This is a genomic window from Mesorhizobium sp. LNHC209A00 (genome assembly GCF_000502915.1).
Classification (GTDB): Bacteria; Pseudomonadota; Alphaproteobacteria; order Rhizobiales; family Rhizobiaceae; genus Mesorhizobium.
In genome coordinates, this window is sequence record NZ_AYWT01000001.1 from 385,293 (window position 1) to 401,907 (window position 16,615).

Here is a 16,615-nt window from a genome sequence, read left to right on the forward strand (position 1 = left end):
TTTCCGTCCGGAATCGCTCAAAAAACAAATTATATCCGCGCGGACGCCACCGCGCCGAAATGCACATCGCCGGCGGCGACCGTCAGGACAGACCCCTCATCGTCGCGGATCACGAAACGGCAGTCCTCGTCAATGGTCTCGAACACGCCACGCACCACATTACCGTCAATTCTGACAGCAACCTCGCCGCCAAGGCCGGCCGCGCGGGCCAGCCAACGCTTCCTGATGGCGGCAAGGCCACGTCCTTCGTCCCACAGGCGGGCATTCTCGCTCCAGGCATCCGACAGCGCCAGGAACAGCGTTTCGGCATCGCAAGCCGCGCCCAACGCATGAAGCGATGTCGCGGGATAAGGCAAATCCCGCGGGTGCGCCACCACATTGACCCCGATGCCCACCGCCACCGCGAAGCGGCTACCGTCAAGCATCGCCGACTCCAGCAGGATGCCGGCCAGCTTGGCGCCGGAGGCGAGCACATCGTTCGGCCATTTCAGCTCGAAGCGGTTCTGTCCCTGGCTCGCTCCGTCGAGGCCTATCGCGATGCGGCCCTTCGGCACCACCGCGTCGAGCGCGTCGGCCAGCGCCAGCCCCGCGACGAAGCCGAGCGTTGCGGCAAGGCGCAGTTCGCCGCCAGTGATGAGGAGCAGCGTCGCCGCCAGATTGCCTTCCGGCGTTGCCCAGGCACGGCCACGCCGGCCGCGCCCGCTTTCCTGCTTCTTGGAAACGACCCAGAGCTTGCCTGGGTCGCCCGCCCGGGCATGGTCCAGCGCCAACGCGTTGGTGGAGCCGACACTGTCATGCGCCTCGAGCCGGAACCCTTCCGACGCCGAGGTTGGAGCCAGCCGAAATGCCATCCCGTCAGAAAAATGTCTTGGCGGCGGCTTCGGCATAGGTGCCGATCGGCCCGCCGATCAGCACGTAGAACAGCACGAAGGCGCCACTGACGCCGAGCACGACACGCAACTCGCTGGCCATCGGCACGAAGCCGCCGACCGGCTCATCGAACCACATGATCTTGATGATGCGCAGGTAGTAGTAAGCGCCAACCACGGAAGCCAGCACGCCGATGATTGCCAGCGCATAGAGATTGGCGTTGATGGCGGCGAGGAAGACGTACCACTTCCCCCAGAAGCCGGCGAGCGGCGGAATTCCGGCCAGCGAGAACATCAGGATGGTCAGGATCGTCGCCATGACAGGGTTGGTCGACGAGAGGCCGGCGAGATCGCTGATCTGCTCGACATTGCCTTCCTTGCGCCGCATGGCGAGGATGAAGGCGAAGGTGCCTAGCGTCATTACCAGGTAGATCAGCATGTAGATGGCGACGCCGCGCACGCCGGCCTGGCTGTTGGCGGCAAGGCCGACCAGCGCGTAGCCCATATGGCCGATCGAGGAATAGGCCATCAGCCGCTTGATATTGGTCTGACCGATCGCGGCGAAGGAGCCAAGCGCCATCGAGGCGATCGAGATGAAGACGATGATCTGCTGCCAGTCGGAAGCGATCGGCTTGAACGCGCCCATGGTGACGCGCACGATCAGCGCCATCGCCGCCATTTTCGGCGCTGCCGCCAGGAAGGCCGTCACTGGTGTCGGTGCGCCCTCATAGACGTCTGGCGTCCACATGTGGAACGGCACCGCCGAGATCTTGAAGGCAAGCCCGGCCAACACGAAAACCAGGCCGAAGACGAGGCCAAGCTGGCGCTCGCCGCCGCCAAGCGCGGTGGCGATCTCCTGGAAGCCGGTGTTTCCGGTGTAACCATAGACCAGGCTGATGCCGTAGAGCAGCATGCCAGACGACAGCGCCCCGAGGACGAAATATTTCAGACCGGCTTCGGTCGAACGCAGATTGTCGCGATTGATCGCCGCCAGCACATAGATCGCAAGCGACTGCAGTTCGAGGCCGAGATAGAGCCCGATCATGCCGTTGGCCGAGATCATCAGCATCATGCCGAGCGTGCAAAGCAGGATCAGCACCGGATATTCGAACTTGTCGAAACGCTCCGCCTTGGCAAAACGCATCGACATGATCAGCGTCACCGCCGAGCCGATCAGCGCCAGCACCTTCATGAAGCGGGCGAAGGAATCCTGGATGAAGGCATTGCCATAGGCGCTGCCCTGCCCTGCGTGGAAGATCAGCCAGGCGCCTGCGATCACCAGCACGGCGACGGCAAGGCCGGTCACCGTGTTGGCGGTGTTGGAACGCGAATAGGCCCCGACCATCAGCAGCGCGAGCGCGCCGATGGCAAGGATCAGCTCGGGCGTCGAGAGCGACAGGCTGGAGAGAAGGTCCGGCGTCATGGTTCGCAAAACCCCTGGGTCAGTTGGCCGCCGCGGTCTGCGCGGCGCCGATGGATGCAGTGACATTGGTGACGAGCGACTTGACCGACTGGGCCGTCGCGTCGAAGACGGGTGCGGGATAGACGCCGAAGAAGATGACCAGCACGACCAGCGGATAGATGATCGCCTTCTCGCGGGTCGACAGGTCGAGCAGCCCCTTCAGGCTGTCCTTGGTCAGCGCGCCGAAGATCACCCTTCGGTAGAGCCAAAGCGCGTAAGCCGCCGACAGGATGACGCCGGTCGCGGCGAAGAACGCCACCCAGGTGTTGACCCGGAACACGCCAAGCATGGTCAGGAACTCGCCGACGAAACCTGACGTGCCCGGCAGGCCGACATTGGCCATGGTGAAGATCAGGAACACGGTGGCGTATTTCGGCATGTTGTTGACGAGCCCGCCATAGGCGGCGATCTCACGCGTATGCATGCGGTCGTAGATGACGCCGACGCACAGGAACAGCGCGCCTGACACCAGGCCGTGGCTGAGCATCTGGAAGATAGCGCCCTGCACGCCTTCCTGGTTCATGGCAAAGATACCCATGGTGACGAAGCCCATATGGGCGACCGACGAATAGGCGATCAGCTTCTTCATATCCTCCTGCATCAGCGCCACCAGCGAGGTGTAGATGATGGCGACGACCGACAGCGTGAACACCAGCGGCGCGAACATTTCCGACGCGAGCGGGAACATCGGCAAGGAGAAGCGCAGGAAGCCGTATCCGCCCATTTTCAGCAGGATGCCGGCCAGGATGACAGAGCCCGCCGTCGGCGCCTCGACGTGCGCGTCGGGCAGCCAGGTGTGCACCGGCCACATCGGCATCTTCACCGCGAAGGAGGCGAAGAAGGCAAGCCACAGCCAGGTCTGCATGTTGGCCGGGAAGCTGTGCGTGAGAAGCGTCGGGATGTCGGTGGTGCCGGACTGGAAGAACATCGCCATGATGGCGAGCAGCATCAGCACCGAGCCGGCCAGCGTATAGAGGAAGAACTTGAACGAGGCGTAGACGCGCCGCTTGCCGCCCCACACGCCGATAATGATGAACATCGGGATCAGGCCGGCTTCGAAGAAGACATAGAACAGCACGATGTCCAGCGCGCAGAACACGCCGATCATCAGCGTTTCCAGAAGCAGGAAGGCGATCATGTAGGCCTTGACGCGCTTCTCGATCGCTTCCCACGACGCCAGGATGCAAAGCGGCATCAGGAAGGTCGTCAGGATGACGAACAGCATGGAAATGCCGTCGACGCCCATATGGTAGGAAATGCCGGAATCGAGCCAGGCGACCTTTTCGACGAACTGGAATCCGGCCTGCGAATTGTCGAAGCCGGTCCAGATGAACAGCGACACCAGGAAGGTGAATGCCGTGGTTATGAACGCAATGGCGCGAATGTTGCGGCGCGCGTTTTCGCTGTCATCGTTGATGAACAGGATCAGCAGCACACCAACCAGAGGCAGGAAGGTGACCAGCGAGAGGATTGGCCAGGCGGTCATCAGAGCATCATCCAGGTGACGAGTGCGGCAACGCCGATCAGCATGGCGAAGGCGTAGTGGTAGAGATAGCCGGTCTGCAGCTTGACGACGCGGTTGGTGACGTCGACGACGCGCGCCGAAATGCCGTCAGGCCCGAGTCCATCGATGATGGTCCCATCACCGGTCTTCCACAGGAAGTGACCGAGACGCTTGGCCGGGCGAACGAACAGGAAGTCGTAAAGCTCGTCGAAATACCACTTGTTGAGCAGGAAGGCGTAAAGCCCGCGATGCTGGGCGGCTAGATTGACCGGCATCTCCGGCGAGCGGATGTAGAACTTCCAGGCCAGAGCGAAACCGATCAGCATGGCAATGAAGGGCGAGAGCTCCACCCACAGCGGCAGTTCGTGGATCTCGTGCAGGATATGGTTGTCCGGCAGCGTGAACAGCGACGCCTTCCAGAACTCGGCATAGCCTTCGCCGATAAAGGAATTGTGGAAGATGATGCCGGCAAACAGCGCCCCAGCCGCCAGGATGAACAGCGGCACCAGCATCACCGGCGGCGATTCATGGACGTGGTGCATCACCTCGTGGCTTGCCCGCGGCTTGCCATGGAAGGTCATGAAGATCAGCCGCCACGAATAGAAGGAGGTGAAGCAGGCGGCGATGACCAGCAGGATGAAGGCCAGGCCGGCGACCGAATTATGGCCGGCGAAGGAGGCCTCGATGATGGCGTCCTTGGAGAAGAAGCCGGCGGTGCCGATGACGGTCACCGGAATGCCGACGCCGGTTAGCGCCAGCGTGCCGATCACCATCATCCAGTAGGTGGTCGGGATCAGCTTCCTCAAGCCGCCCATCTTGCGCATGTCCTGCTCGTCGGAGACGGCGTGGATGACCGAGCCGGAGCCGAGGAACAGCAGCGCCTTGAAGAAGGCGTGCGTGAACAAATGGAAGATCGCCGCGCCATAGGCGCCGACGCCGAGCGCCACGAACATGTAGCCGAGCTGCGAGCAGGTCGAATAGGCGATGACGCGCTTGATGTCGTTCTGGACCAGGCCGACGGTCGCCGCGAAGAAGGCGGTGAAGGCGCCGATGAAGGTGACCACCGTCAGCGCCGAGTGCGACAATTCGAATAGCGGCGAAAGCCGCGCCAGCATGAACACGCCGGCCGTCACCATGGTGGCGGCATGGATCAGCGCCGACACCGGGGTCGGGCCTTCCATGGCGTCCGGCAGCCAGGTGTGCAGCGGCACCTGCGCCGACTTGCCCATGGCACCCATGAACAGCAGCAGGCAGACGACGGTCATTGCCGCCTGCTTGTCGAGCGCATGGCCGAGGAAGGTGAGCACGGCGGCACCCTGCGGCGCGCCTTCGGCCGGGATGAACGTCGCCGCATTGGCGAAGATGGTGCCGAGATTGACCGAGCCGAACAGCACGAAGACGCCGAAAATGCCGAGCGCGAAGCCGAAATCGCCGACTCGGTTGACGACGAAGGCCTTGATTGCCGCGGCATTGGCCGACGGCTTCTTGTACCAGAACCCGATCAGCAGGTAGGACGCCAGGCCCACCCCTTCCCAGCCGAAGAACATCTGCACGAGGTTGTCGGCCGTCACCAACATCAGCATGGCGAAGGTGAACAGCGACAGATACGCGAAGAAGCGCGGCCGGTTCGGATCGTGGTGCATGTAGCCGATCGAATAGACGTGAACCAGCGCCGACACCGTGTTGACCACCACCAGCATCACCACTGTCAGCGTGTCGATCCTAAGTGCCCAGGAGACGTCCAGCCCGCCGGACTGGATCCAGTGCAGCACCGGCACCGTGAACACCTCGCCATGGCCGAAGCCGACGGAAAAGAAGGCGACCCATGACAGCACGGCCGCGATCACCAGGAAGCCGGAGGTGATGTATTCGGATGCCTTGGCACCGAGCGCATTGCCGAACAGGCCGACGATCAGGAAGCCGAGCAGCGGAAGGAAGACGATCGCTTGATACATAGTCGCCCCGTCAACCCTTCATCATGTTCACGTCTTCGACCGCGATCGAGCCCCGGTTGCGGAAGAAGACGACGAGAATGGCAAGCCCGATGGCGGCTTCAGCCGCCGCGACCGTCAGCACGAACAGCGCGAACACCTGGCCGACCAGATCGCCGAGCGCCGCCGAAAAGGCGACGAAATTGATGTTGACCGCCAGAAGGATCAGTTCGACCGACATCAGGATGACGATGATGTTGCGGCGGTTGAGAAAGATGCCGAACACGCCGAGCGTGAACAGGATCGCCGATACGGTCAGATAGTGTGCGATGCCGACGACCATCTCAGACTCCTTCGCCCGACTTGACCTTGCGGATTTCCATGCCGGTCGCCGCGGTGCGGCCGACCTGGGCTGCGATCGACTGCCGCTTGACCCCTTCCTTGTGGCGCAGCGTCAAGACGATGGCGCCGATCATGGCGACCAGCAGGATGAGGCCCGAAATCTGGAAGTAGTAGAGGTAGTCGGTATAGAGGATGTCGCCGAGCGCCGCCGTGTTCGAGCGCGCGGCGAGATCCGGGATGGGCTTTGCGACCGTCGAGGCGAGCTTCGGCGCGAAGGTGTAGCCGCCCAGCACCACGATCAGCTCCGCCGCCAGGATCAGCCCGACCAGCGCGCCGATCGGCGCGTATTGCAGGGCGCCGCTCTTCAGTTCGGCAAAATCGACGTCAAGCATCATGACGACGAACAGGAACAGCACCATGACCGCGCCGACATAGACGACGAGCAGGATCATCGCCAGGAACTCGGCGCCGGTCAGCATGAACAGGCCGGCGGCGTTGAAGAAGGTCAGGATCAGGAACAGCACCGAATGCACGGGGTTGCGCGACGAAATGACCATGAACGCCGACGCCACGGCGACAAAGGCGAAGAGGTAGAAGAAAGCCGCCTCTAGTCCACTCAGCATTGGGGATCCCCCGGGTTCCTGTCCAAACAGGACGCTCGTCCTGTTTGATTTTTGCGACCGCCTCCGGTCGGCAAGTTTCGTTGTGTCCTATCGCATGTTCCGATCGGGTTGAAATACCCGATCGAAAGAAACATGCGACACTTTTGTCTGCCGGAGGATGATCTTGTCCGAAAACTCCGCAACTTTTCGGGATCCATCCTCTGGACGAGGCCCTCGCCCCCGTCCATGCGTCGAATGTCAGCGATAGGGCGAGTCCAGCAAGATGTTGCGCGCCAGTTCGCGCTCCCACCGGTCGCCATTCGCCAGCAGCCTGTCCTTGTCGTAGTAGAGTTCCTCGCGCGTTTCGGTCGCGAACTCGAAATTCGGCCCCTCGACGATGGCGTCGACCGGGCAGGCTTCCTGGCAGAAGCCGCAATAGATGCACTTCACCATGTCGATATCGTAACGCACCGTGCGGCGCGTGCCGTCATTGCGGCGCGGGCCGGCCTCGATGGTGATCGCCTGCGCCGGGCAGATCGCCTCGCACAATTTGCAGGCGATGCAGCGTTCCTCGCCGTTGGGATAGCGGCGCAACGCATGCTCGCCGCGAAAGCGCGGGCTGATCGGCCCCTTCTCGTGCGGGTAGTTGATCGTCTCCTTCGGCGCGAAGAACTGGCGCATCGAGAGGAAAAAGGCGCTGACGAAATCCTGCAGCAGCAGCGATTTTGCGGCCTGGGACAAAGCGGACATCACGCAAACCCCGTGATCTTGAGGAAGGCCGCGGTGGCGACGACCATGAACAGCGAGATTGGCAGGAACACTTTCCAGCCCAGCCGCATCAGCTGGTCGTAGCGGTAGCGCGGCACGAAGGCCTTCACCATCGAGATGCCGAAGAACACGAAACAGACCTTCAGCACGAACCAGATGACGCCGGGCACCCAGGTGAAGGGCGCGAAGTCGAAGGGAGGCAGCCAGCCGCCGAGGAACAGGATGGTGGCCAGCGCGCACATCAGCACAATCGCGACATACTCGCCGAGGAAGAACAAGAGGAACGGCGTCGACGAATATTCGACCATGTGGCCGGCGACCAGCTCCGATTCGGCTTCGACCAGATCGAAGGGCGGACGGTTGGTCTCCGCCAGCGCCGAGATGAAGAAGATGACGAACATCGGGAATAGCGCCAGCCAGTTCCAGTCGAGGAAGGTGTTGGGCAGGCCGAGCCGCGTTCCAAGCCCACCCTGCTGCGACAGCACGATATCGCTGAGGTTGAGCGAGCCGGCGGTGAGCAGCACGGTGACGATGACGAAGCCGATCGAAACTTCGTAGGACACCATCTGCGCCGCCGAACGCAAAGCGCCGAGGAACGGATATTTCGAGTTGGATGCCCAGCCGCCCATGATCACGCCATAGACCTCGAGCGAGGAGATGGCGAAGACATAGAGGATGCCGACATTGACGTTGGCGATCGCCCAACCCTGGCTGACCGGTATGACCGCCCAGGCCGAGATCGCCAGCACGGCGGAGACAAGTGGCGCCAGCAGGAAGACGCCCTTGTTGGCGCCCGACGGGATGACCGGTTCCTTGAAGACGAATTTCAGCAGATCGGCGAAGGCCTGCAGCGTGCCCCAGGGGCCGACGACGTTCGGGCCACGGCGAAGCTGCACGGCCGCCCAGATCTTGCGGTCGGCATATAGGATGTAGGCGACGAAGATCAGCAGCACCACGATCAGCACGACTGACTTCAAGAGGATCAGCAGCGCAGGCAGCACGTAGAAGGAGAAGAAGGTGTCCATGCTTATTCCGCCGCCTGCTTGAAGCCGCTCTTGGCCAGTGCCGAACATTCCGCCATCACGGCCGATGCGCGCGCGATCGGGTTGGTCAGGTAGAAATCCTTGACCGGCGAGGTGAAGGTTCCCTTGTTCAACCGCCCGCCGAGCTTCGCCACGCCGGCGATATCCTCGGCATTGCCGGCCGCGACCTGGTCGATACGGGCCAGATGCGGGTATTCGCCATAGAGCTTTGCGCGCAGTTGCGTCAGCGAATCGAACGGCAGTTTCTTGCCCAGTACGTCGGACAGCGCCCGCAGGATGGCCCAATCCTCGCGCGCATCGCCCGGCGCGAAGCCGGCGCGGTTGGTCTGCTGGACGCGCCCTTCGGTGTTGACGTAGGTGCCGGACTTTTCGGTATAGGCCGCCGCCGGCAGGATGACATTGGCGCGATGCGCGCCGGCGTCGCCGTGCGTGCCGACATAGACGACGAAGGCGCCGCCGGTCTTGCTCATGTCGATCTCGTCGGCGCCGAGCAGGAACAGGACATCCGTCTCGCCCAGCATGCCGGCGACGTTCTTGCCGCCCTCGCCCGGCACGAAGCCGAGGTCCAGGCCGCCGACGCGCGCCGCTGCGGTGTGCAGCACGGCAAAGCCATTCCAGTCGGCGCATGCGGCATTCACGGCGGCGGCGAGCCTGGCCGCCTGGCCGAGCACAGCCGCGCCATCGGCACGCGCCAGGGCGCCCTGACCGACGATAACAAGGGGATGCGTCGCCTTCTTCAGCGTCTGGAAGAACTTGCCGTTGCCGTCCGCCAGATCCTTCAGCGAATCCGGCCCGGCACCCAGCTGTTCGTAGTCATAGCGCGTGTCGCCGACATCGCCGATGACGCCGACCGGCAGATTGCCGAGGCGCCAGCGCTTGCGGATGCGGGCGTTGAGCACCGAGGCCTCGAAGCGCGGATTGGCCCCGATGATCAGCACCGCGTCGGCCTGCTCGATGCCTTCTATGGTCGGGTTGAAGATATAGCTGGCGCGTCCGAGCGCCGGATCGAGCGCCGCGCCATCCTGGCGGCAGTCGGTGTTCTTCGAGCCGAGCAAGGCCATCAAGAGCTTCAGCGCATAGATCTCCTCGACCGCGGCGAGATCGCCCGCGATGGCGCCGATCTTGTCGGGGGCCGCCGCCGAAACCGCGCCCTTGATCGCCGCGAACGCTTCGGCCCAGCTCGCTGGAACCAGCCTGCCGTCCTTGCGCACATAGGGGCGGTCGAGGCGCTGCGTGCGCAGGCCGTCCCAGATGAAGCGGGTCTTGTCGGAAATCCATTCCTCGTTCACGGCTTCGTTGACGCGCGGCAGGATGCGCATCACTTCGCGCCCACGGCTATCGACGCGGATCGCCGAACCGACGGCATCCATCACGTCGATGGATTCGGTCTTGGTCAGCTCCCACGGCCGCGCCTGGAAGGCGAAGGGCTTGGAGGTCAGCGCGCCGACCGGGCAGAGATCGATCACATTGCCCTGTAACTCCGAGGTCATTGCCTGTTCGAGATAGGTGGTGATCTCGGCATCCTCGCCGCGGCCGATCAGGCCGAGTTCGGAAATGCCGGCAACTTCGGTGGTGAAGCGGACGCAGCGCGTGCAGTGGATGCAGCGGTTCATCACTGTCTTGACGAGCGGGCCGATATACTTGTCTTCCACCGCGCGCTTGTTCTCGTGGTAGCGCGAGGAATCGACGCCGAAAGCCATCGCCTGGTCCTGCAGGTCGCACTCGCCGCCCTGGTCGCAGATCGGGCAGTCCAGCGGATGGTTGATCAGCAGGAATTCCATCACGCCTTCCCGGGCCTTCTTGACCATCGGCGTGTTGGTAAAGATTTCCGGCGGCTCGCCGTTCGGGCCGGGGCGCAGGTCGCGCACGCCCATGGCGCAGGAGGCCTGCGGCTTGGGCGGCCCGCCCTTCACCTCGATCAGGCACATGCGGCAATTGCCGGCAATCGACAGCCGCTCATGGAAGCAGAAGCGCGGCACTTCCGNTCTTTCCCGTCGACCTTGAGCTTTGCCATTCGCCTCAAACCCCTGCGGATTTCCCGCAATCTCATTTTCCGGGCGCGACAGACGCAGCGCCCGACATTTCATTCACTTCTTCGCGGCCAGCACCGCCGCCTGGGCGGTCCAGTCGTCCCGGCCGATGCGGCCCTTGAACGACAGATAGTCGTCGACCCAGGCGATCTCTTGCGGCGACCATGCGGCGATCTGGGCAAACGTCCAGATACCGAGGCCGTTCAGCACCTTTTCCAGCTTCGGGCCGATGCCCGATATCGCCTTGAGGTCGGAGGGCCTCGTCGGCTTCTCAATGGCCTTGGGCTGCTTGAAATCTTCCGGCAGCAGCACATCCGCCGCCTCGCTTGTTGCCGGAGCGGCATTGGCGGCCGGCGCGATGGTGGCGGCTTCCCTGGCTGCGATATCGGTGACTTCCTGGGCGAAGGACTGCGCCTCGGCAATCATCGTCTTCGCGGTCGCCCGCGCCTTGATGGACGAGGGGTTCGCGTCGTCGAATTGTTCGACGCGTGCCTCGAAATCCTCGATCAGCGGTTGCATGAGACGGTGCGATGCCTCGGCGGCCCCCGAAAGCGCACCCATCCAGACGCCGAACGCATGATTGGCGAGCCCCATGCCAAGCGCCGACATCGCCACCGCACCCACGACAGGGTGCACGAAAAGGTGGACGGCGCTGGCCATCTCCTTCGGCATCATCCTGGTCAGGTCCTGATTCATCTTCTCGATCTGGTCCAAATTGGGCATCAATGGGTAGGGTGTCGAATACGGCGCCATAGAGTTCTCCTGGTCGTTTCTTCGTTCGCCCCGCCCCGTTTCTTCCCGCGTTCAAAAGTTTCTTGTTATTCCGCCGCCACCATGACCGGTTCGGCCCGGTGCGCGTTGCGCGAAAACTCGTCGATCCGCCGCTCCACCTCGCCGCGGAAATGCCGCATCAGGCCCTGGATCGGCCATGCCGCCGCATCGCCCAGCGCGCAGATCGTGTGGCCTTCGACCTGCTTGGTGACGTCGAGCAGCATGTCGATCTCGCGCTTCTGAGCCTCGCCGCGCACCAGCCGCTCCATCACCCGCCACATCCAGCCGGTGCCCTCGCGGCACGGCGTGCACTGGCCGCAGCTCTCATGCTTGTAGAAGTAGGAAAGCCGCGCGATCGCCTTCACGACATCGGTTGACTTGTCCATGACGATGACGGCGGCCGTGCCGAGGCCGGACTTGAGATCGCGCAGCGCGTCGAAATCCATCGGCGTGTCGATAATCTGCTCCGCCGGCACCAGCGGCACCGAGGCGCCGCCCGGAATGACGGCGAGCAGATTGTCCCAGCCGCCGCGGATGCCGCCGCAATGGGTTTCGATAAGCTCGCGGAACGGGATCGACATCGCCTCTTCGACGGTGCACGGATTGTTGACGTGGCCGGAAACGCAGAACAGCTTGGTGCCCACATTGTTGGGCCGGCCGAAGGACGAGAACCAGGCAGCCCCCCGGCGCAGGATGGTCGGCGCCACCGCGATCGATTCGACATTGTTGACAGTGGTCGGGCAGCCATAGAGGCCGACATTGGCCGGGAATGGCGGCTTCAGCCGGGGCTGGCCCTTCTTGCCTTCGAGGCTTTCCAGCAGCGCGGTTTCCTCGCCGCAGATATAGGCGCCGGCGCCGTGGTGCATGTAGATTTCAAAATCGTAGCCCGACGTGTTGTTCTTGCCGATCAGCTTGGCTTCGTAGGCCTCCTCGATCGCCCGCTGCAGCGCCTCGCGCTCGCGGATGAACTCGCCGCGCACATAGATGTAGGCGGCAATCGCGCCCATGGCGAAGCCGGCCAGGAACGCGCCCTCGACCAGCGTGTGCGGATCGTTGCGCAGGATGTCGCGGTCCTTGCAGGTGCCGGGCTCGGATTCATCGGCGTTGATGACGAGATAGCTCGGCCGGCCGTCGCTCTGCTTGGGCATGAACGACCATTTCAGCCCGGTCGGGAAGCCGGCGCCGCCGCGTCCGCGCAGGCCCGACGCCTTCATCTCGTTGACGATCCACTCGCGCCCCTTGGCGACGATGCCGGGCGTGTTGTCCCAGGCGCCGCGAGCCATTGCGCCGGCCAGCGACTTGTCGAAGAGGCCGTATATATTGGTGAAGATGCGGTCTTTGTCCTGAAGCATTTTTCGTCCCTCAGACCGGCTTCTTGGTCGGCTTGGCGGCAGGCTGCTTGGTCTCCGGCGCCTTGAAGGCGCTGCCCGGTTCGGCCCGGTTCTTCGGCCCATTGCGTTGTTTTGGAGTCGCCTCGACTTCAGGAGCGGCCTTGTTGGCGTTGGCGGCCGAGTGGAGGGGTGCCGCAACGCTGGCCGCGTTCTCGGTGACCGGCGCGACCTTGGCCGGCGACGGCGTCTTCAACGTCGGGTTGGTCTCTGGCGCGGCGGTCTTCGGCCTGCTGGATTTCGACGGAGCAACCGGACCAGACGCAGCTGGGGCGGCTGGGGCAGCCGGTGCCGGCACCGGCGCGGCGATGATGGCGTCGGGCGCTGCCTTCGCGGCCTTGGCTGCTTCCCGAGTTTCGCGGTCGCGGGTCGACTTGAGGATCGCCTTTTCGCTCTTCAGCGTGGTCAGGCCGGAGGCCGGCTCCGAGCCGGTGCGGCCGTTCTGCGGTCCCGGGGTCACCGAGGCGCCCTTGCCGGCGTCGTAGAGATCGATGATTTCGGCCAGACGCTCGGGCGTCAGATCCTCGAACGTGTCCTTGAACACCATGACCATCGGCGCGTTGACGCAGGCGCCGAGGCATTCGACCTCCTCCCACGACAAGGTGCCCTTGTCGTTGGTGTGGAATTGGTCGTGATGGATCTTCGAGCGGCACACGTCCATCAGCGCTTCCGAGCCGCGCAGCATGCAGGGCGTGGTGCCGCAAACCTGGATGTGCGCACGAGTGCCGACGGGGTTCAACTGGTACTGCGTATAGAAGGTCGCGACCTCGAGGCCGCGGATACGCGGCATGCCGAGCATGTCGGAAATGGTCTCGATCGCCGCCTTGGTGACCCAGCCTTCCTGCTCCTGCGCTATCATCAGCAGGGGAATGATCGCCGACTGCTCGCGGCCCTTGGGATACTTCTTGATCCATTGCTTCGCCGCTGCCGCATTCGCCCGGTTGAAGGCGAAGGAGGCTGGCTGGACGCTGGCTTCTGCGAGACGGCGGACTGACATTTAGCGATCGACCTCACCAAACACGATGTCGAGGGAGCCGAGGACGGCTGTGACGTCGGCCAGCATGTGACCGCGGCAGAGGAAATCCATGGCTTGCAGATGCGCGAAACCGGGGGCGCGCAGCTTGCAGCGATACGGCTTGTTGGTGCCGTCGGAGACCAGGTAGACGCCGAACTCGCCCTTTGGCGCCTCGACCGCCGCATAGACCTCGCCGGCCGGGACGCGGTAGCCCTCGGTATAGAGCTTGAAGTGATGGATGAGCGCTTCCATCGAACGCTTCATCGCCTGGCGCTTGGGCGGCACCACCTTGCCGTCGAGGTTCGACACCGGCCCGGTGCTTTCCTTGCCGAGCAAGAGATCGATGCACTGGCGCATGATCCGTGCCGACTGGCGCATCTCTTCCATGCGCACGAGGTAACGGTCGAAACAGTCGCCATTCTTGCCGATTGGGATGTCGAAATCCATTTCCGAATAGCATTCATAGGGCTGCGACTTGCGCAGGTCCCACGGCGAGCCCGAACCACGGACCATGACGCCCGAAAAGCCCCAGGCCCAGGCGTCGGCCAGCGAGACGATGCCGATGTCGACATTGCGCTGCTTGAAGATGCGGTTGCCGGTGAGCAGCCTGTCGAGATCGTCGAGCGATTTCAGGAAAGGGTCGATCCACTTGCCGATGTCCTCGACCAGCTGCCGCGGCAGGTCCTGGTGGACGCCGCCGGGCCGGAAATAGGCCGCATGCATGCGCGAGCCGGAGGCGCGCTCATAGAACACCATCAGCTTTTCGCGCTCGACGAAGCCCCACAGCGGCGGCGTCAGCGCGCCGACATCCATGGCTTGCGTCGTCACATTGAGGATGTGCGACATGATGCGGCCGATTTCGCAATAGAGCACGCGGATCAGTTGGCCGCGCCTCGGCACCTCGATGCCGAGCAGGCGCTCGGCGGCGAGCGCGAAGGCGTGCTCCTGGTTCATCGGCGCGCAATAGTCGAGCCGGTCGAGATAAGGCACCGCCTGCAGATAGGTCTTATGCTCGATCAGCTTCTCCGTACCGCGATGCAAGAGCCCGATATGCGGATCGACCCGATCGACCACTTCGCCGTCCAACTCCAGAACCAACCTCAAAACACCATGCGCGGCAGGGTGCTGAGGTCCGAAGTTGATGTTAAAGTTGCGGACGGAGGTTTCAGCCATTACTGCTTTGCCTTCTCATCCCCTGGCAGCACGTAATCCGTGCCTTCCCATGGGGACAGAAAATCGAAATTGCGGAATTCCTGCTTCAGTTCCACAGGCTCGTAGATGACGCGCTTGGCTTCGTCGTCGTAACGCACTTCGACGAAACCGGTGAGCGGGAAATCCTTGCGCAGCGGATGGCCTTCGAAACCGTAGTCGGTCAGCAGGCGGCGCAGGTCCGGATGGCCGGAAAACAGCACGCCATAGAGATCGTAGGTTTCGCGCTCGAACCAGTCGGCGCCGGGATAGACGCCGGTGATCGAAGGCACCATCGTCTCCTCGTCGGCCTGCACCTTGATGCGAATGCGCACATTCTGCTTAGGCGAAAGCAGGTGATAGACGACGTCGAAGCGCTTGGCCCGCGACGGGTAGTCGGCACCGCAGACATCGATGATCGAGATGAACTGGCAGCGCGCATCGTCGCGCAGGAAGGTCATCCCCTCGATCAAGTTTTGAGGCTCGACGTGAACGGTGAGCTCGCCATAGGCGAATACCGCATCGCCGAAGCGGCCAGGCAGCTTCTCGCCGAGATAGGTCGACAGTTCGCTTAAGGAGGCGGCCATGGATTTACCGTTCGATCGTGCCGGTGCGGCGGATCTTCTTCTGCAGCAGAAGAATGCCGTAGAGCAGGGCTTCGGCGCTCGGCGGGCAGCCGGGCACGTAGATGTCCACCGGCACGACCCGATCGCAGCCGCGCACCACCGAATAGGAATAGTGATAGTAGCCGCCGCCATTAGCGCACGAACCCATCGAGATGACGTAGCGCGGCTCCGGCATCTGGTCGTAAACCTTGCGCAGCGCCGGCGCCATCTTGTTGGTCAGCGTGCCGGCCACGATCATGATGTCGGACTGGCGCGGAGACGCGCGCGGCGCGACACCGAACCGCTCCGAATCGTAACGCGGCATCGAGGTGTGGATCATCTCGACCGCGCAGCACGCCAGACCGAAGGTCATGAACATGAGCGAGCCGCTGCGCGCCCAGGTGATCAGCGCCTCGGTCGAGGTGACCAGAAAACCCTTGTCGGCAAGCTCATTGTTGATTTCGAGGAAGAAGGGATCGTCCTCCCCCACCGGCCTGCCGGTGTTGGGATCGATAATACCTTTGGGCTTCGGCGCGACGAGGGTGCCTGAACTGTCGTTCAATCCCATTCCAGCGCTCCTTTTTTCCATTCATAGGCAAAGCCGATGGTCAGCACTGCCAAAAACACCATCATTGACCAGAAACCGAGCATGCCGATCTTCGAGAAGGACACTGCCCAGGGGAAGAGGAAGGCTACTTCCAGGTCGAATATAATGAACAGGATCGACACCAGGTAGAAGCGGATGTCGAATTTCATGCGGGCGTCGTCGAACGAGTTGAAACCGCACTCATACGCGGAAAGTTTTTCAGGATCGGGGTTGCGATACGCCACCAGGAACGGGGCCGCCAGTAGCGCCAGGCCGACGACCAGTGCCACGCCGATAAACAGGACGATGGGCAGGTACGAACTGAGAAGTGCGTTCATGCAGCGGCTTTCCGTTGGCGCCAATCCACTTTGACTACAGCACCGAACCTTAATGCGGAAGCGTGACAGATTAACCGCTGAACCGTTTTAAGGGGCCTATGCTGCAACGCGGCGAGGGTTAGCGCAGCACTTCCAGCGAAGCAAGTCAAACCTTGTTCAAAACTCCGCGCTGG

The 16,615-nt window shown here is 63.0% G+C and carries 14 protein-coding genes and 2 pseudogenes; all 16 read right to left on the reverse strand.

Annotation, left to right across the window (positions count from 1 at the left end; translation table 11 throughout):
* Positions 1-29: 29 nt before the first annotated feature.
* Entirely contained in the window at positions 30-851 is an 822-nt protein-coding gene (locus X739_RS163975; protein WP_023769788.1) for a biotin--[acetyl-CoA-carboxylase] ligase, read from the reverse strand.
* Between the two features lie 4 nt (positions 852-855).
* Positions 856-2,292 carry an NADH-quinone oxidoreductase subunit NuoN gene (nuoN, locus tag X739_RS163970; protein WP_023769787.1) on the reverse strand — a complete coding sequence of 479 codons (1,437 nt, stop codon included), beginning with the start codon at positions 2,290-2,292 and terminating at the stop codon, positions 856-858.
* A 19-nt stretch (positions 2,293-2,311) separates the two neighbouring features.
* Entirely contained in the window at positions 2,312-3,817 is a 1,506-nt protein-coding gene (locus X739_RS163965; protein ID WP_023769786.1) for an NADH-quinone oxidoreductase subunit M, read from the reverse strand.
* Positions 3,817-5,790: an NADH-quinone oxidoreductase subunit L gene (gene nuoL, locus X739_RS163960; RefSeq protein ID WP_023782630.1), complete on the reverse strand. Its 1,974-nt coding sequence runs from the start codon at positions 5,788-5,790 to the stop codon at positions 3,817-3,819. Before nuoL ends, X739_RS163965 begins: the two co-directional genes overlap by 1 nt.
* Before the next feature lie 10 nt (positions 5,791-5,800).
* Complete coding sequence (nuoK, locus tag X739_RS163955; protein WP_013894819.1) at positions 5,801-6,109, reverse strand: NADH-quinone oxidoreductase subunit NuoK; 309 nt, start codon at positions 6,107-6,109, stop codon at positions 5,801-5,803.
* A 1-nt stretch (position 6,110) separates the two neighbouring features.
* Positions 6,111-6,731 (reverse strand): NADH-quinone oxidoreductase subunit J, encoded by a 621-nt coding sequence (locus X739_RS163950; RefSeq protein WP_023769784.1) that lies wholly within the window; start codon positions 6,729-6,731, stop codon positions 6,111-6,113.
* 237 nt (positions 6,732-6,968) lie between these two features.
* Positions 6,969-7,460, reverse strand: coding sequence for an NADH-quinone oxidoreductase subunit NuoI (gene nuoI / locus X739_RS163945; protein WP_023791942.1), 492 nt, complete (start codon positions 7,458-7,460; stop codon positions 6,969-6,971).
* Positions 7,460-8,503 carry an NADH-quinone oxidoreductase subunit NuoH gene (nuoH, locus tag X739_RS163940; protein ID WP_015317345.1) on the reverse strand — a complete coding sequence of 348 codons (1,044 nt, stop codon included), beginning with the start codon at positions 8,501-8,503 and terminating at the stop codon, positions 7,460-7,462. Before nuoH ends, nuoI begins: the two co-directional genes overlap by 1 nt.
* A gap of 2 nt (positions 8,504-8,505) precedes the next feature.
* Positions 8,506-10,503, reverse strand: a pseudogene (nuoG, locus tag X739_RS163935) (NADH-quinone oxidoreductase subunit NuoG); the annotation flags it as partial.
* A 105-nt stretch (positions 10,504-10,608) separates the two neighbouring features.
* Positions 10,609-11,304, reverse strand: a complete 696-nt coding sequence (locus X739_RS163930; protein WP_023769782.1) for an NADH-ubiquinone dehydrogenase subunit — start codon at positions 11,302-11,304, stop codon at positions 10,609-10,611.
* 65 nt (positions 11,305-11,369) lie between these two features.
* The gene (gene nuoF, locus X739_RS163925; protein ID WP_015317342.1) at positions 11,370-12,674 is read right to left on the reverse strand and encodes an NADH-quinone oxidoreductase subunit NuoF; all 1,305 of its coding nucleotides are present in this window, start codon (positions 12,672-12,674) and stop codon (positions 11,370-11,372) included.
* Between the two features lie 22 nt (positions 12,675-12,696).
* Positions 12,697-13,707, reverse strand: a pseudogene (gene nuoE / locus X739_RS163920) (NADH-quinone oxidoreductase subunit NuoE); the annotation flags it as partial.
* Positions 13,708-14,898, reverse strand: a complete 1,191-nt coding sequence (locus X739_RS163915; protein WP_023769780.1) for an NADH-quinone oxidoreductase subunit D — start codon at positions 14,896-14,898, stop codon at positions 13,708-13,710.
* Positions 14,898-15,500: an NADH-quinone oxidoreductase subunit C gene (locus X739_RS163910; RefSeq protein ID WP_023791951.1), complete on the reverse strand. Its 603-nt coding sequence runs from the start codon at positions 15,498-15,500 to the stop codon at positions 14,898-14,900. The genes X739_RS163915 and X739_RS163910 overlap by 1 nt, the downstream gene beginning before the upstream one ends.
* Before the next feature lie 4 nt (positions 15,501-15,504).
* Complete coding sequence (locus X739_RS163905) at positions 15,505-16,086, reverse strand: NADH-quinone oxidoreductase subunit B (protein ID WP_015317338.1); 582 nt, start codon at positions 16,084-16,086, stop codon at positions 15,505-15,507.
* A complete protein-coding gene (locus X739_RS163900; protein WP_010910112.1) occupies positions 16,077-16,442 on the reverse strand; it encodes an NADH-quinone oxidoreductase subunit A in 366 nt (121 codons plus the stop codon). Before X739_RS163900 ends, X739_RS163905 begins: the two co-directional genes overlap by 10 nt.
* Positions 16,443-16,615: the final 173 nt, after the last annotated feature.